This is a genomic window from Ramlibacter henchirensis (assembly GCF_004682015.1).
In the GTDB taxonomy this organism is placed as follows: Bacteria; Pseudomonadota; Gammaproteobacteria; order Burkholderiales; family Burkholderiaceae_C; genus Ramlibacter; species Ramlibacter henchirensis.
Genome location: NZ_SMLM01000003.1, coordinates 150,131 through 176,861, shown reverse-complemented (window position 1 = coordinate 176,861; position 26,731 = coordinate 150,131). Strand labels below are relative to the sequence as shown.

27 protein-coding genes are annotated in these 26,731 nt (G+C 70.3%); 10 read left to right on the top strand and 17 right to left on the bottom strand.

Annotated elements, in window-relative coordinates:
• The first annotated feature begins 45 nt into the window (after positions 1–45).
• From EZ313_RS18940 to EZ313_RS18925, 4 genes are all read left to right on the top strand, one after another.
• A complete protein-coding gene (locus EZ313_RS18940; protein WP_135264877.1) occupies positions 46–1,023 on the top strand; it encodes a tripartite tricarboxylate transporter substrate binding protein in 978 nt (325 codons plus the stop codon).
• A gap of 61 nt (positions 1,024–1,084) precedes the next feature.
• Positions 1,085–2,248, top strand: a complete 1,164-nt coding sequence (locus EZ313_RS18935) for a Gfo/Idh/MocA family protein (protein ID WP_135264876.1) — start codon at positions 1,085–1,087, stop codon at positions 2,246–2,248.
• An 11-nt stretch (positions 2,249–2,259) separates the two neighbouring features.
• Positions 2,260–3,447, top strand: a complete 1,188-nt coding sequence (locus EZ313_RS18930) for a dihydrodipicolinate synthase family protein (RefSeq protein WP_135264875.1) — start codon at positions 2,260–2,262, stop codon at positions 3,445–3,447.
• 4 nt (positions 3,448–3,451) lie between these two features.
• Positions 3,452–4,330 carry a sugar phosphate isomerase/epimerase family protein gene (locus tag EZ313_RS18925; protein WP_135264874.1) on the top strand — a complete coding sequence of 293 codons (879 nt, stop codon included), beginning with the start codon at positions 3,452–3,454 and terminating at the stop codon, positions 4,328–4,330.
• Between the two features lie 71 nt (positions 4,331–4,401).
• Here the strand turns inward: EZ313_RS18925 and EZ313_RS18920 are convergent, their stop codons facing one another.
• The gene (locus EZ313_RS18920; protein WP_135264873.1) at positions 4,402–4,911 is read right to left on the bottom strand and encodes a bactofilin family protein; all 510 of its coding nucleotides are present in this window, start codon (positions 4,909–4,911) and stop codon (positions 4,402–4,404) included.
• A 190-nt stretch (positions 4,912–5,101) separates the two neighbouring features.
• Here EZ313_RS18920 and EZ313_RS18915 point away from each other — a divergent pair, with 190 nt between their 5' ends.
• Positions 5,102–5,773, top strand: a complete 672-nt coding sequence (locus EZ313_RS18915) for a DUF1444 domain-containing protein (protein WP_135264872.1) — start codon at positions 5,102–5,104, stop codon at positions 5,771–5,773.
• Positions 5,774–5,780: 7 nt separating this feature from the next.
• On the opposite strand, the gene EZ313_RS18910 is transcribed toward EZ313_RS18915, so the two are convergent.
• From EZ313_RS18910 to EZ313_RS18900, 3 genes are read right to left on the bottom strand one after another with little or no spacing between them, the layout of a single operon-like run.
• Positions 5,781–6,530, bottom strand: a complete 750-nt coding sequence (locus tag EZ313_RS18910; protein WP_135264871.1) for a general secretion pathway protein GspB — start codon at positions 6,528–6,530, stop codon at positions 5,781–5,783.
• Between the two features lie 2 nt (positions 6,531–6,532).
• Entirely contained in the window at positions 6,533–8,185 is a 1,653-nt protein-coding gene (locus tag EZ313_RS18905; protein WP_135264870.1) for an AAA family ATPase, read from the bottom strand.
• 49 nt (positions 8,186–8,234) lie between these two features.
• Positions 8,235–9,470, bottom strand: a complete 1,236-nt coding sequence (locus EZ313_RS18900; protein ID WP_420849324.1) for an MFS transporter — start codon at positions 9,468–9,470, stop codon at positions 8,235–8,237.
• An 82-nt stretch (positions 9,471–9,552) separates the two neighbouring features.
• Here EZ313_RS18900 and EZ313_RS18895 point away from each other — a divergent pair, with 82 nt between their 5' ends.
• The 3 genes from EZ313_RS18895 to EZ313_RS18890 all read left to right on the top strand — a co-directional run bounded on the left by EZ313_RS18895 (position 9,553) and on the right by EZ313_RS18890 (position 11,154).
• The gene (locus tag EZ313_RS18895) at positions 9,553–10,374 is read left to right on the top strand and encodes an AraC family transcriptional regulator (RefSeq protein WP_135264868.1); all 822 of its coding nucleotides are present in this window, start codon (positions 9,553–9,555) and stop codon (positions 10,372–10,374) included.
• A 131-nt stretch (positions 10,375–10,505) separates the two neighbouring features.
• The gene (locus EZ313_RS23360; protein WP_167772658.1) at positions 10,506–10,679 is read left to right on the top strand and encodes a hypothetical protein; all 174 of its coding nucleotides are present in this window, start codon (positions 10,506–10,508) and stop codon (positions 10,677–10,679) included.
• Between the two features lie 22 nt (positions 10,680–10,701).
• Positions 10,702–11,154 carry an NUDIX hydrolase gene (locus EZ313_RS18890; protein WP_135264867.1) on the top strand — a complete coding sequence of 151 codons (453 nt, stop codon included), beginning with the start codon at positions 10,702–10,704 and terminating at the stop codon, positions 11,152–11,154.
• Here EZ313_RS18890 and EZ313_RS18885 read toward each other — a convergent pair.
• The 7 genes from EZ313_RS18885 to clpB all read right to left on the bottom strand — a co-directional run bounded on the left by EZ313_RS18885 (position 11,151) and on the right by clpB (position 20,631).
• Positions 11,151–13,412, bottom strand: coding sequence for a sensor histidine kinase, YfiR-like protein-associated (locus EZ313_RS18885; RefSeq protein WP_135264866.1), 2,262 nt, complete (start codon positions 13,410–13,412; stop codon positions 11,151–11,153). The two genes, EZ313_RS18890 and EZ313_RS18885, sit on opposite strands and share 4 nt — an antisense overlap.
• Entirely contained in the window at positions 13,409–13,987 is a 579-nt protein-coding gene (locus EZ313_RS18880; protein ID WP_135264865.1) for a TOL_0243 family YfiR-like periplasmic protein, read from the bottom strand. The genes EZ313_RS18885 and EZ313_RS18880 overlap by 4 nt, the downstream gene beginning before the upstream one ends.
• Before the next feature lie 152 nt (positions 13,988–14,139).
• A complete protein-coding gene (locus EZ313_RS18875) occupies positions 14,140–16,137 on the bottom strand; it encodes a S9 family peptidase (RefSeq protein ID WP_135264864.1) in 1,998 nt (665 codons plus the stop codon).
• A 161-nt stretch (positions 16,138–16,298) separates the two neighbouring features.
• A complete protein-coding gene (locus tag EZ313_RS18870; RefSeq protein WP_135264863.1) occupies positions 16,299–16,526 on the bottom strand; it encodes a hypothetical protein in 228 nt (75 codons plus the stop codon).
• A gap of 104 nt (positions 16,527–16,630) precedes the next feature.
• On the bottom strand, positions 16,631–17,611 hold the full coding sequence (acuI, locus tag EZ313_RS18865) for an acrylyl-CoA reductase (NADPH) (RefSeq protein WP_135264862.1): 981 nt from the start codon (positions 17,609–17,611) through the stop codon (positions 16,631–16,633).
• Positions 17,612–17,619: 8 nt separating this feature from the next.
• Entirely contained in the window at positions 17,620–17,898 is a 279-nt protein-coding gene (locus EZ313_RS18860; RefSeq protein WP_135264861.1) for a hypothetical protein, read from the bottom strand.
• Between the two features lie 108 nt (positions 17,899–18,006).
• Entirely contained in the window at positions 18,007–20,631 is a 2,625-nt protein-coding gene (clpB, locus tag EZ313_RS18855; RefSeq protein WP_135264860.1) for an ATP-dependent chaperone ClpB, read from the bottom strand.
• A 102-nt stretch (positions 20,632–20,733) separates the two neighbouring features.
• Between clpB and EZ313_RS18850 the strand changes: the two genes are divergently transcribed.
• On the top strand, positions 20,734–21,312 hold the full coding sequence (locus tag EZ313_RS18850; protein WP_135264859.1) for a hypothetical protein: 579 nt from the start codon (positions 20,734–20,736) through the stop codon (positions 21,310–21,312).
• Positions 21,313–21,315: 3 nt separating this feature from the next.
• On the opposite strand, the gene EZ313_RS18845 is transcribed toward EZ313_RS18850, so the two are convergent.
• Entirely contained in the window at positions 21,316–22,551 is a 1,236-nt protein-coding gene (locus tag EZ313_RS18845) for a flavin-dependent oxidoreductase (protein WP_135264858.1), read from the bottom strand.
• 94 nt (positions 22,552–22,645) lie between these two features.
• Positions 22,646–23,638 (bottom strand): tripartite tricarboxylate transporter substrate binding protein, encoded by a 993-nt coding sequence (locus EZ313_RS18835; RefSeq protein WP_135264857.1) that lies wholly within the window; start codon positions 23,636–23,638, stop codon positions 22,646–22,648.
• 96 nt (positions 23,639–23,734) lie between these two features.
• On the opposite strand from EZ313_RS18835, the gene EZ313_RS18830 reads away from it, so the two are divergent.
• Positions 23,735–24,223 (top strand): MarR family winged helix-turn-helix transcriptional regulator, encoded by a 489-nt coding sequence (locus tag EZ313_RS18830; RefSeq protein WP_135264856.1) that lies wholly within the window; start codon positions 23,735–23,737, stop codon positions 24,221–24,223.
• 10 nt (positions 24,224–24,233) lie between these two features.
• On the opposite strand, the gene EZ313_RS18825 is transcribed toward EZ313_RS18830, so the two are convergent.
• From EZ313_RS18825 to mobB, 4 genes are read right to left on the bottom strand one after another with little or no spacing between them, the layout of a single operon-like run.
• Positions 24,234–24,722 (bottom strand): molybdenum cofactor biosynthesis protein MoaE, encoded by a 489-nt coding sequence (locus EZ313_RS18825; protein WP_135264855.1) that lies wholly within the window; start codon positions 24,720–24,722, stop codon positions 24,234–24,236.
• 1 nt (position 24,723) lies between these two features.
• The gene (locus EZ313_RS18820; RefSeq protein ID WP_135264854.1) at positions 24,724–24,975 is read right to left on the bottom strand and encodes a MoaD/ThiS family protein; all 252 of its coding nucleotides are present in this window, start codon (positions 24,973–24,975) and stop codon (positions 24,724–24,726) included.
• Complete coding sequence (locus EZ313_RS18815) at positions 24,972–26,198, bottom strand: molybdopterin molybdotransferase MoeA (RefSeq protein WP_135264853.1); 1,227 nt, start codon at positions 26,196–26,198, stop codon at positions 24,972–24,974. The genes EZ313_RS18820 and EZ313_RS18815 overlap by 4 nt, the downstream gene beginning before the upstream one ends.
• Entirely contained in the window at positions 26,195–26,728 is a 534-nt protein-coding gene (gene mobB / locus EZ313_RS18810; RefSeq protein WP_135264852.1) for a molybdopterin-guanine dinucleotide biosynthesis protein B, read from the bottom strand. Before mobB ends, EZ313_RS18815 begins: the two co-directional genes overlap by 4 nt.
• Between the last annotated feature and the right edge of the window lie 3 nt (positions 26,729–26,731).

Below are 26,731 nucleotides of genomic sequence, written 5' to 3'. Positions count from 1 at the left end.
CCGGCCAGTGAATTAGCAGGCACACTTCACCCAGGAGACTTTGCGATGCTGAAGAGAAGAACCCTCGCCCTCACTCTGGCCGGCCTGGCCGCCCTCGCGCCTTTCGGCGCCTCGGCGCAAGGCGGCTACCCGAACAAGCCGATCCGCGTGATCGTGCCCTTCGCCTCCGGCAGCACCACCGACATCATTGCCCGCGCCATCACGGACAAGATGGGCCAGAGCATGGGCCAGCAGCTCGTGGTGGAAAACCGCGGCGGCGCCAGCGGCACCATCGGGCAGGCCGCGGTGGCGCAGTCGGCCCCGGACGGCTACACGATCATGATCCACTCGTCGTCGCACACGGTCAGCCCGCACACCTTCGCCAAGCTGCCGTTCGACACGGAGAAGGATTTCGTCGGCGTGACGCCGATCTCCTCGACGCCCAACGTGCTGGTGGTCTCGCCGTCCAAGAACTTCAAGACCCTCGGTGACCTGCTCTCCGCCGCACGCGCCAAGCCGGGCAGCATGAACTTCGCTTCCGCCGGCCAGGGCAGCGCCACGCACCTGAACGCCGAGAAGTTCAAGCTGGCCGCCAAGATCGATGCGCAGAACATCCCGTTCAAGGGCTCCGCAGAAGCGGTGACGGAAGTGATGGCCGGCCGCGTCGACTACTACTTCTCGCCGATCGCTCCCGTGATCGGCCAGATCCGCAACGGCCAACTGGTCCCCCTGGCGGTGGGCTCGCCCAAGCGCGCCGCCGCGCTGCCCAACGTGCCCACCACGGCCGAGGCCGGCGTGCCGGGTTCCGAGTTCAATTTCTGGATCGGCATGATGGTGCCGGCCAAGACTCCGCGCGAGATCGTCAACCGCCTGCATGAAGAGGTGGTCAAGGCGCTCAACACGCCGGAGGTGAAGGAGCGTTTCAACACGCTCGGCGCCGATGCCTGGACCTTGCCTCCGGAGCAGTTCGACGCCTACATCCGCGAGGAGATCCGCAGCAACGCTGCGCTCGTCAAGGCCGCCGGCCTCGAAGTTCAGAAGTAATCCGCCCCCGCCGGCCCCTCCACGCGGGCCGGCCCTTTCCCCCCAACGAAGGACCGAAACCATGGCCACCCAGCGCCTCGGAATCATCATGCACGGCGTCACCGGACGCATGGGCATGAACCAGCACCTGATCCGCTCCATCGTCGCCATCCGAAACCAGGGCGGCGTCACGCTGTCCAACGGCGACAAGGTGATGCCGGACCCGATCCTGATCGGCCGCAACGCCGAGAAAATCGAGGCCCTCGCCCGCACGCACAAGATCGAGCGCTGGGGCACGGACCTCGACAAGGCGCTCGCCAACCCGCAGGACACCGTCTTCTTCGACGCCGGCACCACTCAGATGCGCCCCACCCTGCTGGCCAAGGCGCTGCGCGCCGGCAAGCACGTGTACTGCGAGAAGCCGATCGCCACCACGCTGGCCGAGGCGATGGACATCGCCCAGACCGCGCAGAAGTCAGGCCTGAAGCACGGCGCGGTGCAGGACAAGCTGTTCCTGCCCGGCCTGCGCAAGCTGGACATGCTGCGCCGCTCCGGCTTCTTCGGCCGCATGCTGTCGCTGCGACTGGAGTTCGGCTACTGGGTGTTCGAGGGCGACCTGCAGCCGATCCAGCGCCCGAGCTGGAACTACCGCACCGAGGACGGCGGCGGGATGATCCTGGACATGATGTGCCACTGGCGCTACGTGCTGGACAACCTGTTCGGCGAAGTGAAGTCGATCTCCTGCCTGGGCGCCACCCACATCCCCGAGCGCTGGGACGAAGAGGGCCGCAAGTACAAGGCCACGGCCGATGACGCGGCCTACGCGATCGCCGAACTGGTGGGCCACGACGGCGAGCCGATCGTCGCGCAGATCAACATGTCGTGGGCCACGCGTGTGCGCCGCGACGACCTGGTGACGTTCCATGTCGACGGCACGCACGGCTCCGCCGTCGCGACGCTGACCGAGTGCCGCGCCCAGAGCCGCGTCGCCACGCCGCGTCCGATCTGGAACCCCGAGGTCAAGTCGCCGATGAACTTCTTCGAGCAGTGGCAGGAAGTGCCCGACACCGAGTTCTACGACAACGGCTTCAAGATCCAGTGGGAGCACTTCATCCGCCACGTCGTCGAGGACGCGCCGTACAAGTGGACGCTGCCGGAAGGCGCCAAGGGCGTGCAGCTGGTCGAAGCCGCGCTGCAAAGCTGGAAGGAACGCCGCTTCGTCGACGTGCCGCCGCTGAAGTTCTGAAGGGGAGCGACATGGCCACCACCCTGAAGCTGCCGGCGCGCTCGGGCGCGCTGGAGGACTACCGCCTGCGCGGCACCGCGCCCGTGCAACCCCCCAAGGGCGTGAAGTTCAACCGCATCGCCTATTCGGCCGCGCATGTGGTGGCCGATCCGCTGGCGGCGGTCGATCCGTGGCTGACCGCGGCGCTCGACTGGGACGCCACCATTGCCTACCGGCAGCGCCTGTGGTCGCTCGGCTTGGGCGTGGCCGAAGCGATGGACACCGCACAGCGCGGCATGGGGCTGGACTGGCCCACTTCGCTGGAGCTGATCCGCCGTTCGCTCGATGCGGCGCGCGACTATCCCGGCGCGCTGGTCGCCTCCGGCTGCGGCACCGACCACCTCTCGCCCGACGAGGTGAAGACGGTCGACGACGTGATCCGCGGCTACGAGGAGCAGATGGCCGCCATCGAGAAGCTGGGCGGCAAGCTGATCATCATGGCCAGCCGCGCCCTCGCCCGCGTGGCGACCCATCCCGGCGACTACGAGCGGGTCTACGGCCGCATCCTGTCGCAGGCGAAGCAGCCGGTGATCCTGCACTGGCTGGGCGAGATGTTCGATCCCGCGCTGGCCGGCTACTGGGGCGGCAAGGACGTCGACGCCGCCATGGCCACGGCGCTGGGCGTCATCTCCGCGCATGCCGGCAAGGTTGACGGCATCAAGATCTCGCTGCTGGACAAGGACAAGGAGATCGCCATGCGCCGACGCCTGCCTGCGGGCGTTCGCATGTACACGGGTGACGATTTCAACTATGCCGAGCTGATCGCCGGCGACGGCTTCGGTACCCAACCGACGCACGGCAAGAGCGATGCGCTGCTGGGCATCTTCGACGCCATTGCGCCCGCCGCGAGCGCCGCGCTGGGCGAACTGGCGGAGGGCAACCTGGAGCGGTTCCACGCCATCCTCGGGCCGACCGTGCCACTGTCGCGCCACATCTTCGCGGCGCCGACGCGGTTCTACAAGACCGGCGTGGTGTTCATGGCTTGGCTCAATGGCCACCAGAAGCACTTCACCATGGTGGGCGGCCAGCAGAGCGCGCGCAGCCTGCCGCACCTGGCCGAGCTGTTCCGCCTGGCCGATGCGGCCAACCTGCTGGAGCAGCCCGAGCTGGCGGTGCGCCGCATGAACTCGCTGCTGGCCGTGCACGGCGTCGGGGCCTGAAGCCATGCGGGACTTCTCGCAGGACCACCGCTGGCTGTCGATCAACACGGCCACGGTCCGCAAGAGCAAGGGCCAGGACCTTCCGCTGACGGAGATCCTCGACGCGTGCGCACGTCGTGGCATCCGCGCGATCTCCCCGTGGCGCGACCAGGTCGCGGCCGTCGGCCTGGCGCAGGTGTCGCGGCAGGTGAAGGCGAATGGCTTTGAGCTGTCGGGCTACTGCCGCGGCGGCATGTTCACTGCGGCGGACGACGCTGGCCTGAAGGCGGCCGACGACGACAACCGCCGCGCGCTCGAGGAAGCGCGCGAGCTGAACGCCGCCTGCCTGGTGCTGGTGGTTGGCGCCCTGCCCGGCGCGCTGGGCGGCCGTGCAGCGCACAAGGACATCGCGCTCTCGCGCCAGCAGGTGCACGACGGCATCGGCCGCCTGCTCGAACATTCACGCGCGGCGGGGATGCCGCTGGCCATCGAGCCGCTGCACCCGATGTACGCGGCCGACCGCGCCTGCATCAACACGATGGAGCAGGCGTTGGACGTCTGCGACGCGCTCGACCCGTCACGGAGCGGCGCCCTGGGCGTCGCGGTCGACGTGTATCACGTGTGGTGGGACCCGAAGCTGCGCGAGCAGATCGAGCGCGCAGGCCGGGAACGGTTGCTCGCCTTCCACGTCTGCGACTGGCTCACGCCCACGCGCGACCTGCTCAACGACCGCGGGATGATGGGCGACGGCGTCATCGACATCCCTCGAATCCGCGGCTGGGTCGAAGGCCAGGGCTTCGCCGGTTACAGCGAGGTGGAGATCTTCTCAGGCCTGGACTGGTGGCAGCGCGAGGCCGGCGAAGTCCTGGACACCTGCATCGCGAGGCACCGCAGCGCGGTCTGAGCTCGCCGCCTTGCGGCAAGAAAAAAAGCGCGGCCGGGCCGCGCTTTTTTTCGTGTGACAGCAACTTGATCTCAGGCGACCTGCAGCTTGGGCGTGCCGGTGTTGCGGGTGGCGGCAGTGGCGGACGCCGGGGTGGCGCCGAACTCGATCTCGCCGGAGAGCTGGCCGCCCTCCTCGATCACCACCTTGCCGTAACGGATGCGGCCGGTGACCTTGCCGGTGGAGTAGATCACCAGCTTCTGGCGCACGGTCAGGTTGCCGTCGAAGGAGCCGCGGATCTCGGCCACGTCGATCTCGGCGGAGCCCTTGAAGGAGCCGCGCTCGGAGATCTGGATCATGCGCGAGTCCATCGTGGCCTCGACGGAACCCTCGACCACGAGCGTGTCGCAGTCGGTGATTTCCACGCCCTTGAGCTTGATGTTCGGGCCGACGGTCAGTTTCGCTTCGCCTTCCTGAGCGGGCGCGGTGTTGGCGGCGGGCGCCGTCGGCGCGGCAGCGGTGCTCAGCGCGGCGCCGTTGGGGGTGTTCGGGCGCACGTCCTCACGCTTGCCGTTGTTGAAGAAGGGAGACTGCAGTGCCATCGGAAATCCTCTCAGTGGGGTGGGTGAGCCTTGGATGCTAGGGATGAGCTCGCTTACATGCATGCATGGCTCAGCAAGTTCCGTAACCGTTTACATGACACGCGAAAGCAGCCCATCCGCCACACATCGTGTAACGCGTGTTGCGGCGCATGTCGGCTCGTCGCATATTCGTCCGTAACGGGAGGACGGCATGAAGAGGGCATGGGTGGCGATCGCGGCGGCGCTGATGGTGTGTAGCGCGCAGGCGCAGGACTCCTTCGACACGGGGCCGGGCAACCTGCTGGCGGTCCTGCGCGAGTCTTCCGGCATCAACCAGGATCGCGAGACGCTGCAGCCCTATGGAACGCTGCGCGCGCAGCTGCCCGATGGCAGCGAGGTGGAACTGGAGACCAGCTGGTTCCGCTACGTGGGCGACATGCACATCCGGCTGGTGTTCGACAGCGCTGCCCACCTGCAGAGCGCGTCGCCGGAGGACCTGGACCGCTTGCAGCTGGAGCCGGAGCAGGCGCTGCAGCTCGCGGTGGCGAACATGCGCCGCACCTACGGCGAGCCGACGGTGCGCCCGTGGCGCGGCGGCCTGATGCAGGTGCTGGGCCGCGCCGACGACCTGAACAGCAGCTACTTCCTCGACCGGACGTTCTGGCAATCGCTGGAAGCAAGGCATGCGAAGGGGCTGGTGGTGGCGGTGCCGCAACGCGGAGGCCTGCTGTACGCGCCGGCCGACGACGACGAAGCGGTCGCGGCCTTGCGCTTCAGCGTCGCCGCGCTCTACGCATCGGCGAACAGGAGCCGCGTTTCGTCGGCGCTGTACTTGTTCCGCGAAGGCCGCTGGTCGGTGTTCCAGTCGCCGATGGCGCGCTGACCGTCCTTCAGTACGGCAGCGTGAAGCGCTGCCCGCGGAAGTTCATCACGGCCTGCTTGTTGGGCCGCACTTCCTCCAGCCGCACGCCGGAAGCGACCTCGCTGCCTTCGTTGAACACCTGGCCGTTCACGATGAGCATGCGCTGCGCCGGATTCTGCGAATAGACGCCGCCGCTCACCGCCAGTTGCGGCGTGCCGGGCGGCGCGGCGTTGGCGAGCATCGGGGCGGCGACCGGGACGGCTGAAGCGGCCGGCATGGGCGCAGGCACTTGCGCAGCCGCGACGGCGCCCGGGGCCGTGGCGGGCGCGGGTGAGCGAGCCTCGGGGGCGGCAACGGGCTCGGCTTGGCGAGCGGTCGCAGGCGCCCTGGCGGCGCGCGCCGGCCGCTCCGGTTCCGCCGAGTGCGGCAACGGCGGCGGCGCGGCCGGCACGATGGCCGTGGCGGGCTCGGCGGGTGCGGGCGGTGCGGCAGGCGTGCTGAGAACCGGGGGGGTGATCGCCGGTGCTGCCGGCGTGACCGCTGCAACCGCTTCCACCGGTGCCGCAGCGGGCGTTCCGCCACCGCCGGCCAGCCGCCAGGCGACCAGGCCCACCATCACCATGCCCACCGCCAGCACGGCTGCCATGGCGGGACCGCCCCAGCGGCGCTCGGGCTCCGCCTCCACCACGGCGGAAAGCGGTCGCGCATGCAAGCCGGGCACGCGCGCGCGTTCGCGTTGGGCGTCTGCCTTGCGCAAGGCTTCAAGGATGTACGACATGGTCAGGGCGCGTGGCGCAGGTGCGGCTCGTCGACGCCGGCGCTGCGATTGAGTTGCATGAAGGTCAACGGGCCGAGCACGCCGTCGGCGGGCAGGCCTTGCGCGAGCTGGAAGCTGCGGATGCGGCCGCGCAGCGGGCCGCCGCTCACATCACCCTCCGCGGCCGCAGCGCCGGCCTTGGCGAGCTGCTCATCCACCCAGCCGGCGACCTTGCGGGCTTCGCGCTCCGGCGAACGCGGATCGAAGCCCGCCGGGGCGCGCCAGAGCGTGGCCCACTCGCCGTTCCAGCGCGACGCGAGCGCGGCCAGCGTCACGGTCTGCTCGCTTCCGCCCGCCGACAGCGTGGCGGACTTGTCGGTGATCGCGGTGAGCACTGCGTAGGAAGGCTTGCCCGTGTCGCGATCGAGCGTCACGATGCCCGGCCGGTCCAGCTGGCGGATCAAACCGAGCGGCAGCGCTCGCGTGAAGCAGTGAACGGACTCGCGTGCCAGCGCGGCGCAGGGATCGCCCTCGCCCGCCTCGAGGTTCCAGGCCTTGGCGAGTTCGCGCCAGGCCGCGCGCTCGTCGCGCAGCAGCGTGGGCGGCACCGGATTCGATGCCGCTGCGGCCCGCGCAGCAGCGGGCTCGGCGACCACCGGCTGGACCGCGACCGTGTTCACCTGGGCGACCGTCTCTGTCTGGACCGGGGCCGGCGCGGCCGCGGCGGCAGGACTCGCGACCGGCTGCGGCGCTTCGGTCCACCAGCGCACGCCGGCGACCAGCCCTGCACCGGCCAGGAGTCCCACGCCCAGCACGGCGGCCTGGCGCGGCCAGGTGGGTTGCGCTGCGGGAGCGGGATCGCCGAACACTTCGCGCGCGGCCTGGTCGACGATCGCGCGGGTCACCGTCGCTTCGCTGCGCCCGAAAGCGCCCAGCAGCGCGCGGTCGCACAGCAGGTTGATCCGGCGCGGCACGCCGCCGCTGCGCTTGTGGATGCGCTCGAGCGCGCCGCGGTCGAACGGCATCGGCCGCGACAGGCCCGCGATCTCCAGCCGGTGCCGCACGTACTGCTGCGTCTCCGTGCGCGTCAGCGCGTCGAGATGGAACCGCGCGATGACACGCTGCGCGAGCTGCTCCAGCCGCGGCTGCGCCAGCAGCTCCCGCAGCTCGGGCTGCCCGATCAGCACGATCTGCAGCAGCTTGCGCTGGGACGTCTCCAGGTTCGTCAGCAGGCGCAGCTGCTCCAGCACGTCGGCCGAGAGGTTCTGGGCCTCGTCGATGATCAGCACGCTGTTGCGGCCGTTCGCGTGCGACTGCAGCAGGAAGGCGTTGAGCGGGTCGAGGTAGTCCTTGACCGTGGGCACGGCGCCTTCGCGGCGCGGCACCTGGATGCGGAACTCCTCGCAGACCGACTGCAGCAGCTCCGTGACCGTGAGCTTGGGATTGAAGATGTAGGCGACGTTGCAGTTCTCCGGGATCTGCTCCAGGAACCCGCGGCACACCGTCGTCTTGCCCGTGCCGATCTCTCCCGTGAGCAGCACGAAGCCGCCCCCGCCGCCCAGGCCGTAGAGCAGGTGCGCGAGCGCCTCGCGGTGGCGCTCGCTCATGAACAGGTAGCGCGGGTCCGGCGCGATCGAGAACGGCTCGTGCGACAGCCCGAAATACGGCGCGTACATGGGCGACAAGGATACCCGCGCCGGACCGCCGATCGCGCGGCGGCAGAACTCAGGCGGGCGCGAGCGCCGTGCGGCGGACGCGCCGCACGTTGAACGCGCTGGCGATCAGCAGTGCCTGCAACGCCACGAGGCCGAGCCACACGCCGGCATAGCGGCCGTGGTCCATCAGGCTGCCGAACACCAGCGGCGCGATCGCCTGTCCGATGTCCAGGCCGGAATAGACGATGCCGAACACCCGGCCGCTGGCGTTCTCCGGCGTCGAGCGCTTGACCAGCAGGTCGCGCGAAGGCCCGGCGATGCCGCTGGCGAAGCCCATGGCGCCGAACAGGGCCGGAATGGCCAGCGCCGGAAGTGGCGCGAGCCCGATCACCAGCGCCACGACGGCGGCCAGCCCGAAACCGGCGGCCACGATGCGCTCGCAGCGGGAGGGGTCCGACGCCAGGAAGCCGCCCAGGACCATGCCGCCCGCGCTGCACACCATGTAGATCGTGAGGCAGGCCGCGACCAGCGCCACCGGCACGCCATGCAGCTGCCGCGCCGCCTCCGGCGCGAACGCCTGCACCACGCTCAGCACGCCGGCGTACGCGAGGAAGAACGCGAAGCACATCCAGACCGCCGGGATGCGCAGGAAATCGAAGGTGGCGTCGCCCGCCTTGGCCGCGCCGGGCGTGGTCGCAGCCGCCTTCGGCAGGTCCAGCCGGTCGCGCTTGAGCCAGAGCACCAGCATCACGACCCAGGCCAGCGCACCGGCGGCGGCCAGCGCCACGCGCCAGGAGAAGGCGATGGCCAGCGGCACGAGCAGGGCCGGCGCCAGCGCCCAGCCCAGGCTGCCGGTGATGCCGTGGAAGCTGTAGGCATGGCCCAGCCGGGGGGCGCTCACCTTGCGGTTGAGCAGCGTGTAGTCGACCGGATGGAAGACACCGTTGCCGACGCCGGCGACCACGGCGAACGCGGCCATCATCCAGTAGCTGGTGCTCGCGGCGAAGCCGAAGCCCGCCAGCCCCACCAGCGCCAGGCCGCCGAACAGCACCGGCCGCGGCCCGTGCCGGTCGACCAGGAATCCGGAGGCCGCCTGCACCCCGCAGGACACGACGAAGAAGATCGTCATCAGGAAGCCGAGCTCCACGTAGCTCGCGTTCAGTGCGTCCTTCAGCCAGGGGAACAGCGGCGCGAGGAGCAGCTGGCTGAAGTGGCTGACCAGGTGGGCCAGGCCCACCAGACCGATGACGCCGGCGTCCTGGCGCAGGGGAGGAAGCGGCACGGAGCCGGCGGTGCTGGAAGCCATGGCGGGCATCGTACCGAGAGGCGCCGCTTTCCGGAATGCGACAGTTCGCCAGCTTTCCCCGGTTTCCCGCCAAAATGCCCGAATGGCCCAACCCGTGTTTTCCTCACCCGTTGCGGGCGCCGACGCGTACCGCCCGAGTGCGGCCCGGCCCGTGCGTCTGCGCGCCCGTTCGCTGCCGGCCGACACGCACTTCGAGCCGCACCGGCATGCGTGGGCGCAGCTCGCCTATTGCTCCAGCGGCGTGCTGCAGGTGTGCGCCGAACAGGGCCGCGGCGCGCCCGACGAGGTGACGTACATCGTCCCGCCCTCGCGCGCGGTGTGGATCGCGCCGGGCGCGCGCCATTCGGTGCACGTGCTGGAGACCGCCCAATTCCGAACCCTGTACCTGCACGCCGGGGTAACGCCCGCCGGCTGGAGCGGCTGCCGCGTGCTGCAGGTCTCGCCGCTGCTGCGGGAGCTGGTCGCGGCGCTGGACGCTCCCGGCCTGCCGCGCGAGCGCGAGCGGCTGCTCGTCGGCCTGGTGCTGGAGGAACTGCGGCATGCCGACCCGCAGGCGCTGGGCGTCCCGCTGCCTGCGCCCGGCGGCGACAAACGATTGCGCGCGCTGTGCGAAGCCGTGCTGCGCGCCCCGGGCCAGCGCGGCAGCCTGGCCGAATGGGCCGCGGACGTCGGCGCCAGCGAGCGGACCCTGGCGCGGCTGTTCCGGGCCGAGCTGCGCACCGGCTACCAGCAATGGCGCCAGCAGGCCGTGCTGGCCCACGCCCTCCCCTTGCTGGCGCGCGGCGTGCCGGTGCAGCAGGTGGCCGCGGCTACCGGCTACGCGAGCGAGAGCGCCTTCAGCGCCATGTTCAAGGCCGCCATGGGCCAGCCGCCGCGTCATTTCCAGGCCCGCCACCAGCCCTGAAAAGCACGCCAGGCTCAGCCGTTGTCCTACACGACGGTTGGGCTTGCACCGACTGCTGAGCTCGACTTGCAGCGCTTCAATGCGCCTGCGCATGGCAATCTCCCGTGCGCGTGGTTGGAAAGGACGTCGAGATGAGCCAATCGCAGGAACGCAACGACGACACCGCGCCGACGGGCCGCGCGCCCGCCGACCAGGCGCCGGGCCGCCGCTCGGGCGAAGGTGCCGCCAGCGCCATGGAGCATCTGATCTCGCAGGACCGCCAGCGGCAGCCGGACGGCCGGGACGAGGCGGACGTGCGGCGCTAGCCCGCGCGAGAATCGGCCGGCGATGAGAAGCGCCGGCCTGCTCATGTTCCGCCGCGCCGCCGGTGCGCTGGAACTGCTGCTCGCCCACCCGGGCGGGCCGTTCTGGGCGCGCAAGGACGACGGCGCCTGGACCCTCCCCAAAGGCGAACTGCAGGACGGCGAGGACGCGCTCGCGGCGGCCTGCCGCGAATTCGAGGAAGAGACCGGCTGCGCCCCCACGGGACCCTTCCTCGACCTGGGCGAAGTGCGCCTCAAGAGCGGCAAGCGCGTGCAGGCCTGGGCCTTCGAGGGCGACTTCGATCCGGCCCACCTGCGCTGCAACCTCTTCGAGGTCGAGTGGCCGCCGCGCTCGGGCCGGCTGCGGCAGTTCCCCGAGATCGATCGCGCCGGCTGGTTCGATCCGCAGGCGGCCCGGCGCAAGCTGCTTGCCGCGCAGCAGCCTTTCGTGGACCGGCTGGAGCAGCTCCTGCCCTAAGGCTGCGCGTTGGCCCGTCCCGCCGCCGCTGCCTTGGCCTTGGCCTGCCGCAGCAGCGGCTCCAGCGCCGCGAAGTCCACCGGCTTGGTCAGGTGCTGGTCGAACCCGGCCTCCTGCGAGCGGCGCCGATCCTGTTCCGTGCCCCAGCCCGTGATCGCCACCAGCAGCGTGCGGACGAAGCGCGGTTCCCGGCGCAGCCGCTGCGCCACCTCGTAGCCGCTCATGCCCGGCAGGCCGATGTCCAGCAGGATCAGGTCCGGCCCGAACTCGTGCGCGGCTTCCACGACGTGCGTTCCTTCATGGAGCATGCGCGTCATGCAGCCCGCCATCTCCAGCACCAGCGAAAGCGTCTCGGCCGCATCCACGTTGTCGTCCACGAGCAGCACCTTGAGCCCCTCCGCGGGCCTGGCTTCCGACGAGGGCGCCTCCTCCGCAAGCGCCTGCACCGAAGCCGGCAGGCAAGGCACCCGCACGACGAAGCGGCTGCCCAGGCCCGGGCCCGGGCTTTCCGCGACGACCGTGCCGCCATGCAGTTCGATCAGGCTGCGAACCAGGTACAGCCCGATGCCCAGGCCGCCCTGCGCGCGGTCCAGCGTGCTGCGCACCTGCGCGAACAGCGAGAAGATGCTCTCCAGCATCTCGTGCGGGATGCCTTCGCCGTTGTCCTCCACCTCGATCAGCGCGTCATCGCCGTCGCGCCGCGCGCGCAGCAGGACGCGGCCGCCGGGCGGGGTGTACTTGGCGGCGTTGTTCAGGAGGTTGCCCAGCGCCTGCGCGAGCCGCGTCGGATCGCCCATCAGCTCGATCTCCTCCTGCGGCGCGTCGACGGTGAGCGCATGGCCGCCCGAGGCGATCGCCGGCCGGCTGATCTCCACCGCGCTGTCGAGCACCGGCCGCAGCCGGATGCGCGAGACCTCCAGCCGGATCTTGCCGCTGTTGATGCGCGAGATGTCCAGCAGGTCGTCGATCAGGCGGATCATGTGGCCGAGCTGCCGCTCCATCATCGTGCGGGCGCGCGCGGAGAGCTCGCCGTTGGCCGTGTCCTTCTTCAGGATCTCCAGGCCGGTGCGGATCGGCGCGAGCGGGTTGCGCAGCTCGTGCGCCAGCGTCGCGAGGAATTCGTCCTTGGCGCGATTGGCTTCCTGCAGCACCCGCTCCGCTTCCTTGCGCTCGGTGACTTCCACCACCGAGCCGGCCATGCGGAAGGGCTGCCCCGCCGAGTCCCACAAGGCAGCGCCGGCGACGAAGAACCAGCGCCAGCGGCCTGTCCGGTCCCGCAGCCGGCATTCGACCTGGTACGGCGCGCGCTCGCGCAGGTGGGCGCGGAACGCCGCTTTCACGAGGGAGCGGTCGTCCGGATGCAGCACCTGGCGGATCGACGACGGCAGGTCCGGGAACTCCTCGTCGGTGTAGCCCAGCAGCGCCTTGAATCGCGGCGAGAAGAACATCGTGCCGGCCGGCATGTCCCAGTCCCACAGGCCCGCGCTGGAGCCGCGCACCGCGAGCTGGTAACGGGCCTCGCTCGTGCGCAGCGCCTGGTTGGCGGCCTCCAGCGTGTGCGATCGCCGCTGCAGTTCGTCGAGCATCGCATTGAACGCATCGACCAGCTCGCCGACTTCGTCGTCGCTGCTTTTCGTCGCGCGCAGGTCGCCGGTCTCGCCGCGCAGGATCTTGCGGGCCACTTCGCTGATGCCCATGATCGGCGCGGTCAGCGAGCGCTGCAGCCGGTTGGACAGCAGCAGCGCCGCCGCCAGGCTGCCCCCCATGATCAGCACCAGCGCGCCCAGGTACTCGATCGCCTGGCGCAGCCGCTCGTGGCGCACCTGCAGCCACACCGTGCCCACCCGCTCGCGATTGAGCAGCACGGGCCGCCACACCACCGCCCAGTCCCCCTCCACCGTGACGCCACTCGGCTGCGTCCGGGCGGGGATCTCCACGCCTTCCGAGCCGGGCCTTCGGTAGGTGGCGAACAGCGCAGCGCGCTCGTCGTACAGCGCCGCGGCCACCACCGACTGCTTGGCGCGCAGCACCGAAAGGTTCTCGAGGGCCACGCGCGCATCGGCGAAGGCCACGGCCGGTGCGGTCGCCAGCGCGATCACGTCGGCTTGCGTGACCAGGTCCTCGTGGATGTCGGCCAGTTCGCGGCGCAGGTCGAACACGACCAGTGCCGCCGCGGCGACCAGCAGGGCGATGAGGGTCGTGGTCGCCAGGATGGCGTTGAGCTTGCTGCGGATGGAACGGCGGCCCGGCGCCTTCATCGGCTGCGCCCCTCCACCGACTGCGCAACGGCCAGCAGCCGCGCGCTCAATCGCACGCCGCGCGCGTCGGCGACCGGCAGCGATGCCGTGAACCGCACCCGGTCGCCGTCGCTCGTGAAATTGAGGATGCCTCCGAGGCGGTGGCCGTTCTCCTGCTCCGTGACCACGAGGACCGGCCCGGTTGCCGAGGCGGCGAGTTCGCGCACCCGGGTCTCGCCGGTGGCGCCGATCATCAGCACGTGCGCCCCGGCGATGGGTTCGCCTTCCCGAACCCGTCGCACGACGATGGGACGCCCATCGAGCGTGCGGCCGGCGGCGATCTGCTCGAGTTCCGCGGCCACGGCCTCATGGCCGGCGACCGCGACCACCAGCGGATCGTCCTGCCGCTCGAAGGTGCCGGGCGGCCATTCCACCAGCCCGGCGATCCGGTACAGGAAGGCGGCTTTCAGCACGCTCTCGCCGGGCGCGGCAGCCGGCGCGGGAGCGGCCGCGTACAGCAGGCCGTGCCAGGCGCAGGCGAGCAGCAGCCAGAGCCTCCACGGCGGAGGCAGGCGCATGTGCGGCCGGGCGGACATTCGGCGGCCTCCTACAAGGTCCTCGCTTCCGGCGCCCGCGATTCGGCAAGGATCGCAGTCATGGTCCCCTCGGAAGAGGAACGATCTTAGGCGGGTGCTTACAGCCCACCCGGCGGCGGCCGACAAGTGTCGGCCTTGTCCTACGCAGCGCTTCAGCCCGGTTGAGCTTCGCCCTGGAGCGCATGGACGGCACCGCGCCGATCCTCATCCGCGCCGTCGACGCACCAGCGGTGCACCCACTCGACAATGCGGCGTGCGGCATCGTGGCGCTGCGAAGGCGCCGCGTCGCCGAGGAAGTGGTGGTCGGCCTGCGGGTACAGCACCATCTCGGTCGGCGTCTCGCCCGCCCTCATCAGGCTGACGAACATCTCCTCGGACTGGCACTTGGGGCAGCGCTCGTCTTCCTTGCCTTGCAGGAACAGCACCGGCGTCCTCGACTTCTCGATGTGCTGCAGCGGCGAGAGCGCCCGCGCCCGGGCCCGGTCGAATCCGGGTTCGGAATCGACGTAACGCGGGTCGGCGTAGTAGCCGCCGTCCGAGGTGCCGTAGTGCGTCTCGATGTTGCCCACCGGCGCCATGACGACGGCCGCGCGGAACAGCTGCGTGTGCCCCACCGCCCAGGCGCCGAGGAAGCCCCCGTAGGACTTGCCGGCGATCGCCACCCGCTCGTCGCACACGCCTTCGTCCTGCAGTTGGCGCACCGCTTCCAGGTGCTGCGGCAGGTCGTACTCGCCCCAATGGCCGGACAGGCGATCGCAGAACTCGCGGCCATGGCTGGCGGAACCCACCGGATTGAGCAGCAGCACCGCCCAGCCCCGGGAGCACAGCACCTGGCGGTACACGGCGCTGTCGAAATCCAGCAGCGCGTAGCTGGCGGGCCCGCCATGCGCGTCGTTCAGCAGCGGCAACGGGCCCGGGGCATTGCGTGGCCGGATCAACCAGCCTTCGATCGGCTCGCGGCCGCCGCGCCCGTCGGGGACGGTGAAGCGCCTGCGGGCCGCCTCCAGCGGCGTGCGTTCCTTCCACCAGGCATTGAGGTCGCTGACCTGTCGCTCGCCGCTGCCGTCCGCGCGGCACGCGTGCAGCTCTTCCGGCAGGGCCGGTTGTTCGACGCTGAAGACCAGGTGCTCGCCCGCGGTCGTGAAGGCGCCGAACTGCCGCTCGCCCCGCACCAGCCTGCGCAGGTCCGATCCGTCCGCCGCGATGCTGCAGATCTCATGGCAGCCGTGCCAGGCGCGGGTGAAGAGCAGCCGCCCTCCATCGTCCCAGTGCAGGGACTCACCGTCCGCAACCTCCACGTCGTCCTGCGGCGAAACGACGCGGCCGGTGCCGACCTCGAGCAGGAAGAGGCTGGCGCGGGCGTCGCCCTCCTCCCGCGCACCGGCGAAGGCGATCCAGCGTCCATCGGGCGACCACGCCGGTTGCAGCACGCTCGCGAACTCGTCGGTGAGCTGCCGCGCGCCGCCGCCATCGGCATCGCAGACCCACAGGTCGGTGCGGTGCGCGAACCGGCCCTCGCGGGTACGGACATGCGCGATGCGGCGCCCCTGCGGCGAGCAGTCGAAGCCGAACACGTCGAACGGCCCGTCGGTGAGCCGGCGATGCTTGCCGCTGTCGGCGTCCACGCGGAACAGGTGGATCTCGCGCGAGAGCAGGTAGCCGACCCCGTCGTTCTTGTACGGCAGCTTCCACACGACCTCGGGGCTGTTCGGCCGCCGCTCGGCGGGCGGGCCGCGCCGGCCTCGCAGCTCGGGGTCCACCGTGACGGCGGCGGTGACGAGCAGGCTGCGCCCGTCGGGGCACCAGCGCAGCGAAGCCACGCCGCCTTCGATGTCGCTGCAACAGTGCGCCTCGCCGCCGCCGAACGGCAGCAGGTGCACCTGCACGCCCTTGTCGTCCCGCGCGGAGAGGAACGCGATGCGGTCGCCCGAAGGCGACCAGCGCGGTGAAGTGTCCTGGCCGGACTCGAAGGTGAGTTGCCGCGGCTCGCCGCTATCGAGCGGAAACAGCCACAGGTGCGACAGATGTTCGTCGCCGGCCCTGTCGGCCGAACGGACGCTGCACACCACGGCCGGGTCGCGGCCGCGGCCGTGGAGCGAAGCCACTTTGCGGTGAAGGTAGAGGTCGTCGAAGCTGAAGGGAATGGGCATGGGGGGCTCGCGGTGTCGTGCCGTCAGGCAAGCGACGTACCCGGCCCACTGGGAGCGAGGAACTGTTGCAATTGCGCCGCCAACGAAGCGCGCGCGCCGATGCGGCGGCGTTCGCGGCGCAGCACGCGCCCGCGAAGTTCACCGGCCGCTGATCGGAAGGCCTAGCCGAAGAAGCCGCGCGCCAGGTGCCGCGCGAAGCTCTCGGTCCAGCGTGAGCCGCCGCTGGCGTCGTACTGCGCGGCCGCGTGGCGCGAGACGATGTGCACGCGCCGCAGCCGGATGCTCGCGTCGTTGGCCGCGGCCACGAACACCTGGGCCTTGAAGCTGCCGGGATCCCTGCCGCTGTCGCGAATCGCGGTCTCGAAGGCCTCGAGTTCAAACGGGGACATCGGGGTGCATTGGACGAGCATGAAACACCTGCCTTTCCAATTGCCCCAACGCGTACCCACCGCGCGGGCGGACAGGATTTACCCGTGAGAAACAAAACGGCGGCTCAGCCGCCGGTGCGCACGACGAGGCGGCCGCGCACCTGGCCCGCCATCAGGCGCTGCGCGTGTTCGATGGCCTGGTCCAGGGTGATCTCGGTGGTGATCGCTTCCAGCCGCGCCGGATCGAGGTCGCTCGCGAGCCGTGTCCACGCCTGTTCGCGCAGCGGCATCGGAGCCATCACGCTGTCCACGCCCAGCAGGCTCAGGCCGCGCAGGATGAAGGGCGCGACGGTCGCGGGGAAGTCCATGCCTTGGGCCAGGCCACACGCGGCCACCGCGCCGCCGTAGCGGGTCTGCGCGCAGGCATTAGCCAGCGTGTGGCTGCCGACTGCATCCACGACCGCGGCCCAGCGTTCCTTCTGCAGCGGCTTGCCGGGAGCAGCGAGTTCGGCGCGGTCGATCACCGTCGCTGCGCCCAAGTCGCGCAGGAAGCCGTGTTCGCTCGCCTTTCCGGTGGCGGCGGCGACGCGGTGCCCCAGCTTCGAGAGCAAGGCCACGGCGATGGAGCCGACCCCGCCAGTGGCGCCCGTCACCAGCACCTCGCCATCGCCGGCCTTGAGACCGTGCCGCTCCAGCGCCAGCACACACAGCATCGCGGTGTAGCCGGCGGTGCCGATGGACATCGCCTGGCGCGGCGTGAACGCCTGCGGCAGGCGCACCAGCCAATCGCCCTTCAGTCGCGCACGGCCCGCCAGGCAGCCCTTGTGCGTCTCGCCCACCCCGAAGCCGTTGAGCACGACCTGGTCGCCCGGCTTCCATTTCGGTGAACTGCTCTCCACCACGCGGCCGGCGCCATCGATGCCCGCCACCATCGGCCAGCTGCGCACGACCGGCGAGCGGTTGGTGATCGCCAGGCCGTCCTTGTAGTTGAGCGTGGAGTACGCCACCTCGACGGTGACGTCGCCTTCGGGCAGGAAGTCGTCGCCGACCTCGCGCACGGCAGCCGAGAACTCCGGCGCCTTGTCCAGCACCAGCGCCTTGAACATCGCGGCCCTTACTTCGGGTCGACGTCCGTGATGTCGCGGACCGGCACGCGCACGCGCTGCGGCACGAAGCGGCGCTCGGGCCGAACGTGCTCGGTCCAGGCACGGTTGGCGCCGCGGCGGCGGGCGAGCAGGAACGACCACACCGGCCGGCCGCCGAGGCGGACCCAGCCGGAATGCAGCAGCCACAGCGCGGCGCCGACGAAGCTGACGACCAGCATGCCGACGGTGAACACCATCCCGGCCGCCAGGGCCAGCAGGTGAATCAGGAAGGCGAGGAAAGCGGGCATTCGGTGGATCTCGTCAGGAAGACAGGAAGAGGCGCCCAGTGTCGCCCGGCCCGCCGGGGCGGGCAAGCACGCGCCCGCTTGCCCCTTTTCGCCGTCGGCCTCTCGGCGTCACGCGGTGGCTTCTTCGCGTGGCTCGGCCCTGGCCGAACCGAAATGGAAGACGCCGGGCTCGATCGCCGGGTTCACCTCGACCGGGATCACGCTCTTGGGCGGGAAGCGGCCCTCGAGGATCAGCCGCGACAGCGGGTTCTCGATGCGCTGCTGGATCGCCCGCTTGAGCGGCCGCGCGCCGAACACCGGATCGAAGCCGACCTTGGCCAGCTCTTCCAGCGCCGCCGGCGACACCTGCAGCGTGAGGTCCATCTTCGCGAGCCGCTGCTCCAGCACCTTGAGCTGGATCTGGGCGATGCGCGCGATGTGGTCCGCGCCCAGGCCGTGGAACACCACGGTCTCGTCGATCCGGTTGAGGAACTCGGGCCGGAAGTGGTTCTTCAGCTCGTCCCACACGGCTTCCTTGATGTCCTCGTACGGCCGTCCGGCCATGCCCTGGATCATGTGCGAGCCGATGTTGCTGGTCATCACGATCACCGTGTTCTTGAAGTCCACGGTGCGGCCCTGCCCGTCGGTCAGGCGGCCATCGTCCAGCACCTGCAGCAGCACGTTGAACACGTCGTGGTGCGCCTTCTCGACCTCGTCGAGCAGGATCACGCTGTAGGGCTTGCGGCGCACGGCTTCCGTGAGGTAGCCGCCCTCCTCGTAGCCCACGTAGCCCGGCGGCGCGCCGATCAGGCGGGCCACCGAGTGCTTTTCCATGAACTCGCTCATGTCGACGCGGATGAGGTGCTCCTCGCTGTCGAACAGGAAATTCGCCAGCGCCTTGCACAACTCCGTCTTGCCCACACCCGTCGGGCCGAGGAACAGGAAGGAGCCGGTCGGCCGGTTCGGGTCCGACAGGCCCGAGCGCGAGCGGCGGATGGCGTTGGCCACGGCGCTGATCGCCTCGTCCTGGCCCACCACGCGCTGGTGCAGGCGGTCTTCCATCTGCAGCAGCTTCTCGCGCTCGCCCTGCATCAGCTTCGACACGGGGATGCCGGTGGCGCGCGCCACCACTTCCGCGATCTCCTCGGCGCCGACCTGCGTGCGCAGCAGCTGCGGCCGGCCCGCCTTGGCCTTGCCGTTCTCGGCGTCCTGGGCTGCCTTGAGCTTGCGCTCCAGCTCCGGCAGCTTGCCATACTGCAGCTCGGCCACCTTGTTGAAGTCGGCCTTGCGCTTGAACTCCTCGATCTGCGTTCGCACGCGATCGATCTCTTCCTTGACCTGCGCGCCGCCCTGGGCCGAGGCCTTCTCGGACTTCCAGATCTCCTCGAGGTCGGCGATTTCCTTGCCGAGCCGGCCGATCTCGTCCTCGATCAGGCCGAGCCGCTTCTGCGAGGCTTCATCCTTCTCCTTGCGCACGGCCTCGCGCTCGATCTGCAGCTGGATCATGCGGCGGTCGAGACGGTCGATCGCCTCGGGCTTGGAGTCGATCTCGATCTTGATCTTGGACGCGGCCTCGTCGATCAGGTCGATGGCCTTGTCCGGCAGGAAGCGGTCGGTGATGTAGCGGTGCGAGAGCTCCGCCGCGGCCACGATGGCCGGGTCGGTGATCTCCACGCCGTGGTGCACCTCGTACTTCTCCTGCAGGCCGCGGAGGATGGCGATGGTGGCCTCCACGCTCGGTTCGCCCACCAGGATCTTCTGGAAGCGGCGCTCGAGGGCCGCATCCTTCTCGATGTACTTGCGGTACTCGTCGAGGGTCGTGGCGCCCACGCAGTGCAGCTCGCCGCGCGCCAGCGCCGGCTTGAGCATGTTGCCCGCGTCGATCGCGCCCTCGGCCTTGCCGGCCCCGACCATGGTGTGCAGTTCGTCGATGAAGACGATGGTCTGGCCCTCGTCCTTGGCCAGTTCGGTGAGCACGTTCTTCAGGCGCTCCTCGAATTCGCCGCGGTACTTGGCGCCCGCCAGCAGCGCGGCCATGTCGAGCGACAGCACGCGCTTGTTCTTCAGCGTCTCCGGCACTTCGCCGGCGATGATGCGCTGGGCCAGGCCTTCGACGATCGCGGTCTTGCCCACGCCCGGCTCGCCGATCAGGACCGGGTTGTTCTTGGTGCGCCGCTGCAGCACCTGGATGGCGCGGCGGATCTCCTCGTCGCGGCCGATGACGGGATCGAGCTTGCCCTGGCGGGCGCGCTCGGTCAGGTCGATGGTGTATTTCTTCAGCGCTTCGCGCTGGCCCTCGGCCTCGGCGCTGTTCACGTTCTGGCCGCCGCGCACCGCGTCGATCGCGGATTCGAAGGACTTGCGCGAGAGCCCGTTCTCGCGCGCGATGCGGCCGATGTCGGACTTGCTGTCGGCCAGCGCGAGCAGGAACAGTTCGCTGGCGATGAACTGGTCGCCGCGCTTGAGGCCTTCCTTCTCGGCGGCCTGCATCAGCGTGACCAGCTCGCGGCCCACCTGGACCTGCTCCTGCCCCTGCACCTGCGGGCGCTTGTGGATCGCGGCTTCGGCCCCCGCCTGCAGGCCGGGCACGTTGACGCCGGCGCGCTGCAGCAGCGCGCGCGGGCCGTCCTCCTGCCGCAGCATGGCGACGAGGACGTGCTCGGGCTCGATGTAGGCGTGGTCGTTGGCCAACGCCAGGCTCTGGGCCTCTGCCAGGGCCTCCTGGAACTTGGTCGTCAGTTTGTCGAGTCGCATGGGATGGATCTCCGTTGCACTGGAAGCTTAGGCTTGCCCCCGGGTTTTCAAGGGTTACCGAACGCACCCAGCCCGGCCGTTCCGCTGTCTAGAATCGCCGCCATGCAGATCCACCAGCTGTCCGTCAACTACCAGGCCGAGCAGGACAGGCTGCTGCTGCGCGTGAACAGCACCAGCGGCGAGGAGATGCGGCTGTGGCTCACGCGCCGCCTGATGGTGAGCCTGTGGCCGATGCTCACCCGCCTGCAGACCGAGCAGTTGCTCAGGAGCGAGCCCGCCGGCGCCGCCCTGGACGGCACCGACGAGGAACTGCGGCGCATGCTCACCGAGTTCCGCAAGGAGGAGTTCCTGCAGAAGGCCGACTTCGAGACGCCTTACCAGGACCAGTCCACCCATCCCCTCGGCGCCGACCCGCTGCTCGTGACGGACATCGACGCGGCCCCGCTTCCGAGCGGTCGCCTGCGCCTGGCGTTCAATGAGCGGGCCGCGGCGAGCGGTGGCGACAAGCCGCGCGGCTTCCAGGTGGAGATGGACCAGCGGCTGATGCAGGGCATGATGCACCTGCTGGAGCAGGCGCTGGCGCGCGCGCAATGGCGAGAGCCCTTCTCGACGCCCACCGCGCCGGCCGCCGAGAGCGTCGAGCCGGACTTCGGCTTCGAGCGGCCGCGCTACCTCAACTGAAACTCACTTGCCGCCGGTGCCGGGTTCCAGCGCGAACCCGGCGATGCGCTTGTACTCGTCGGAGATGCGGCGCAGCTCTTCCTGGCTGATCAGGTCGTCGATCGTTCCCGGGAACGGCTTGCCGCCGCTCAGCTCATCGGCGCGGATGTTGATGAAGTCCGGCGGCACCGAACGGTTGGTCTCCACGATGCGCGCGGTCGGGGCAAGCCGCTGCGCCTCGTAGCGCGCCAGCCCCGCCGGCCCGCCGCCTGCCGCGAGCTCGGTCGCGAGCACCCGCGCATCGATCAGGGCCTGGGCCGAGCCGTTGGAGCCGCGCGGGTACATCGGATGCGCCGCGTCGCCCAGCAACGTGACGCGGCCGAACGTCCAGCGCGGCACCGGGTCGCGGTCGACCATCGGGTACTCGAAGATCTGAGCCGCGCCGCGGATCAGGGCCGGGACATCGAGCCAGTCGTAGCGCCAGTCGGCGAACAGGTCGATGAAATCGTCCGGCGCGCCGGCGCGGTTCCAGTCGTTCATCTGCGATCCGGGCCGCTGGATCTCGGCCACCCAGTTCACCAGCTGGCGGCCCTGACCGTCGACGTTGTCGACGATCGGGTAGATCACCATCTTGCCGGTGCCGATCGAGCCGATGCGCAGGTAGCTGCGGCCGGTGAGGATGGGCGGATGCACGGTCACGCCGCGCCAGGTGTTGATGCCGGCGAAGGCGAGCTGCTCGTCCGGATAGAACTGCCGGCGCACCGCGGAATTGACGCCGTCGCAGGCCACCGCGATTTCCGCCTGCTCCGCGGTCACCGGCGCGCCGGCACTGGTCTGCAGTCGAAGCGTGACGCCGTGCTCGTCCTGGTCGACGCCGACGCAGCGCCGGTCCAGGTGCACGGCCGCCGCGCCCAGGCGGTCCAGCACGGCCTGGTACAACACGCGGTGCAGCTTGCCCCGGGGCAGTCCGATCTCGGGCAGCTCATAGCCCGCGTGCCGCCCGCGCGGCTCGCGGTAGATGAACTGGCCCCAGCGGTTGAAGAACACGCTCTCGAGGTTCTCGATGCCTTCGGCCTCGATCTGCGCCTGCAACCCGAGCGCGGTGATCTCGCGCATCGCGTGCGGCAGCAGCGTGATGCCCACGCCGATCTCGCGCACCTCGGGCACGGCCTCGTAGACGTCGCACGCGATGCCGTGCCGGTGCAGCGACAGCGCGAGCGCCAGCCCGCCGATGCCGCCGCCGAGGATGGCCACGCGCATGTGGGTTCTAGTCCGCCGACGGGCCGCCTCTAGGCGGGCTCGCCCCCTCGGGGGGCAGCGCAGTACACGAAGTGACAAGCGTGGGGGCCATGATTCATTCAGCCGTGATGTTCTGGGTTTTGATCAGGCGCGCCCAGCGCTCGGCGTCCTGCTCGACGAGCCGGCGGAATTCCTCCGGCGTGCTGCTGGCCGGATCCATGCCTTGCGTCTCGAACGCGGTGCGCACCTCGGGCAGCGAGAGGATGTCCTTGAGCTCGCGGTTCAGGCGGGCGACGAAGTCCGCCGGCGTGCCGGGCGGCGCGAAGATGCCGTACCACATGTCGACGTTCACGTTGCCCGCGCGCGCCTCGATGAGGGTCGGGACCTGCGGCAGCAGCGCATGGCGCTTCTCGCTGCCGATGCCCAGCGCCACCAGCTTGCCCGCCTTGACGTGCGGCAGCGCGACGTGGATGGGCAGGAACATCAGCTCGACCTGCCCGCCGAGCACGTCGGTCACCGCCCCGGCCGTGCCGCGGTACGGGACATGCGTGACGGAGATGCCGCTGGTCGCCTTGAAGAGCTCCATCGACAGGTGGTGCGGCGTGCCGACGCCGGGGCTGGCGTAGTTGATCGCGCCCGGCTTCGCCTTCGCGGCCTGCACCAGGTCGGCGGCCGTGCGCCAGCCGGTATTGGGATTCGTGACCAGCAGCAGCTGGCCCCAGCTGGTGAGCGACACCGGGGTGAGGTCCTTGACCGGGTCGAACGGCAGCTTCGGATAGAGGCTGCGGTTCATCACCAGCGTGTTCACGCTGACCAGCAGCGTGTTGCCGTTGGGCGCGGCGCGCACCACCGCTTCGGTGCCGATGTTGCCGGAGGCGCCCGCGCGGTTGTCCACCACCACGGGACGGCCGAGCCTCTCGCCGAGCTTCGGTCCCACGGTGCGTGCGATCAGGTCGATGCCGGTGCCCGGCGTGAACGGGACGATGAGGCGCAGAGGCTGGGCGCCACCCGCGGCAGGCGCCTGCTGGGCTTGCTGCTGGGCCTGCAGGACGGGCGCGGCGGCGCACAGCGCCAGGGCGAGCAGCAGGCGACGGGGGACGCGTGGCATGGAGGCCTCGGCTTGAGTTTGCATGCCAACGAGCATGCGAGCGCGGTCCGCAAGGCACAATCCACGCATTCCCTAGCCGAGCCAGCAAGCCCGCCCGTGCAGCCGCCCAAGTCCCGCGCGATCCTCTCCCGCCTGTACGCCCGACCCGGCTTCCTGCTGCGCCGCGCGCACCAGATCTCCGCGGCGGTGTTCGAGGACGAATGCCGCGAGCTGCAGCTCACGCCCGCGCAGTTCGGCGTGCTCACCGTCCTCAGGGCGCACCCCGGCCTTGGGCAGTCGAGCCTGGCGCGCGCGCTGGGCTTCGACAAGGTGACCGTGCTGCGGGTGCTGCGCGGACTGGAGTCGCGGGGCCTGGTCGAACGCGAGTCCTCGGCCGGCAAGCGCAACGTCTCGGTGCAGCTCACCGCTGCCGGTGCGCAGATGCTGGAAACCGCGCAGAAGCCCGCCGAACGCGCCTACCGCCGCCTGATGGCGCCGCTGGACCGCGACCAGCAGGAGCAATTGCTCTCACTGCTGCAGCTGCTCACGGGCGAACTCGAGGACCAGGCGCGGGCCGCTTTCGTGCCGCCGGCGCAGGAAGGCTGAACGCGGGGCGTCAGCCGGCGTTGCCGGCGCGGATGCCCCAGCGCGCCAGGGCCTGGTCGTCGCTCACGCGCGCATCGACCCACTGCTCGCCCTGCGGCGTGCGCTCCTTCTTCCAGAACGGCGCCTGCGTCTTGAGGTAGTCCATCAGGAACTCGCAGGCCTGGAAGCTCTGGCCACGGTGGGCCGAGGTGACGGCCGCCAGCACGATCTGGTCGCCCGGCATGAGCAGGCCGACCCGATGCACGACGCGGGCGGCGAAGATGTCGAAGCGGCGGTGCGCCTCGTCGATCATGGCCTCGATCGCCTTCTCGGTCATGCCGGGGTAGTGCTCGAGCTCCATCGACAGCACCTGCGGCGCCTTGTCGCCCTGGTTGGCCATGCGCACGGTGCCGACGAAGCTGCAGACCGCGCCGACCCGATGGTCGCTGCGGCGCAGCGCCTCCAGTTCGGCCGAGACGTCGAAGTCGGCGGTCTGGATCGACACGCGCGGCGCGGCCACTTCAGCCTCCGGTCACCGGCGGGAAGAACGCGATCTCGGCGCCTTCGCGCAACGGCATGTCGCGGTCGGCCATGACCTGGTCGAGCGCCATGCGCACCGACTTGCTTCCACCGATCGCCTGGGCATAGGGCTCGCCCAGCGCGATCAATTCTTCGCGCAGGCCCGCCAGGCTGGACGCCGAGGTCTGGCGCTCCTCGGCGCCGCGGCCCATGGCCTCGCGCACGGAAGCGAAGTAACGCAGTTGCACCTTCATGCGATCAGCTCCGCGAGGGGCAGGAAACGAACCAGGTCGCCCCGGGCGATCGCCTGCCCGCCCGGGTTGTCGACGAAACCGTCGCACCAGACCGTGGACGTGAGCACGCCGGAACTCTGGTTGGCGAACAGCTCCAGGCCGCCTTCGCCGTTGCGACGCGCGCGCAGGAACTCGCGCCGCTTGTCGGGGCGCTTCAGGTCGAAGTCTGCGCGCAGCGTCAAGGCCGGAGGTGCCAGCCTCGTCGCGCCTTGCAGCTTGAGCAGGAAAGGCCGCACCAGCAGCAGGAAGGTGATGAAGCTGGAGACCGGGTTGCCCGGCAGTCCGAGGAAATGCGCCCCGCCGACGCGGCCGTAGGCGAAAGGCTTGCCGGGCTTCATCGCGATCTGCCACAGGTCGAGCGAGCCGAGCTGCTGGACGGCGGGCTTGATGTGGTCCTCTTCGCCGACCGACACGCCGCCGCTGGTGAGGATGACGTCGTGCCCCTGGGCAGCGGTGCGCAGCGCGGCCACCGTGGCCTCGCGATCGTCCGGCACGATGCCCAGGTCGCCCAGCTCGCAGCCGCAGCGCGCCAGCAGCTGCCGCAGGAAGAAGCGGTTGGAGTTGTAGATGGCGCCGGGCCGCATCTTTTCGGGCGGAACGGTGCCGGGCATGACCAGCTCGTCGCCGGTGGAGAACAGCGCCACTTTCGGGCGGCGCGCCACGCGCACCTGGTCGCAGCCGATGCTCGCCGCCAGGCCGCACGCTGCGGGATCGAGCCGGTGCCCACGCTGCAGGACGATGGCGCCGCGCATGACGTCCTCGCCCGCGCGGCGGATCCACTGCCCTGCGTCCGGCACGGTCTGGATGCGCACGGCCGATTCGCCCACCGCCTCCGTGTGCTCCTGCATCACGATCGCATCGGCGCCTTCCGGCACCGGGGCGCCGGTGAAGATGCGCGCCACCGTGCCGGGCTGCAGCGGTTGCGCCGCGTGGCCGGCGGCAATGCGCTGGCTGATGGGCAGCACCACGCCCTCGTCCGGGATCTCGGAGCGCCGCACGGCGTAGCCATCCATGGAGCTGTTGTCCTGCGGCGGCACCTGCAGGCCCGACACCAGGTCCTGCGCCAGCACGCGGCCGTCGGCATCGAATGTCGCGACGCGCTCCACCTCGTCGAGCGCAAAAACGCGGCCCAGCAGGTCGGCCAGGGCCTCGTCCAGCGATCTGAGGGGAGGACGGGAGCTCACGTATACATCTCCGGGTCGTACTCGAACCGGTGGCCATTGTCGACCAGCCACTGCGCCACCGCATCCGGGTCGTTCAGGTCCAGCACGGGGCGCAGGGTTGCTTCGGGCAGCCGGCCGGGCGTGTCGGTGGCGATGGCGGCGATGAAATCGTCTTCCGGGTAACGCGCCGGCTTGCCCGGCTCGGCCCGCCAGACCTCGACCTTGAGCAGGTTGCTCTGCTTGAAGCCTTCGACGATCACCCAGTCCACGCCCTCGTAGAGCTCGGCGATGAGCTGGTGGACGGTGAGCCGGGCCTCCTGCTCGAACTCGCGCATCAGCGCCAGCCGCCGGTTGGACGCGACGACCACTTCGAAGGCGCCGGCCTCGCGGTGGCGGTGCGTGTCCTTGCCGGGCCGGTCGATGTCGAAGTTGTGGTGCGCGTGCTTGACGACCGAGACGCGCAGGCCGCGCAGCTTGAGCGCGGGGATGAGCCGCTCGATCAGCGTGGTCTTGCCGGAGCCGGAATATCCGGCGAATCCAACGACTTTCATGGA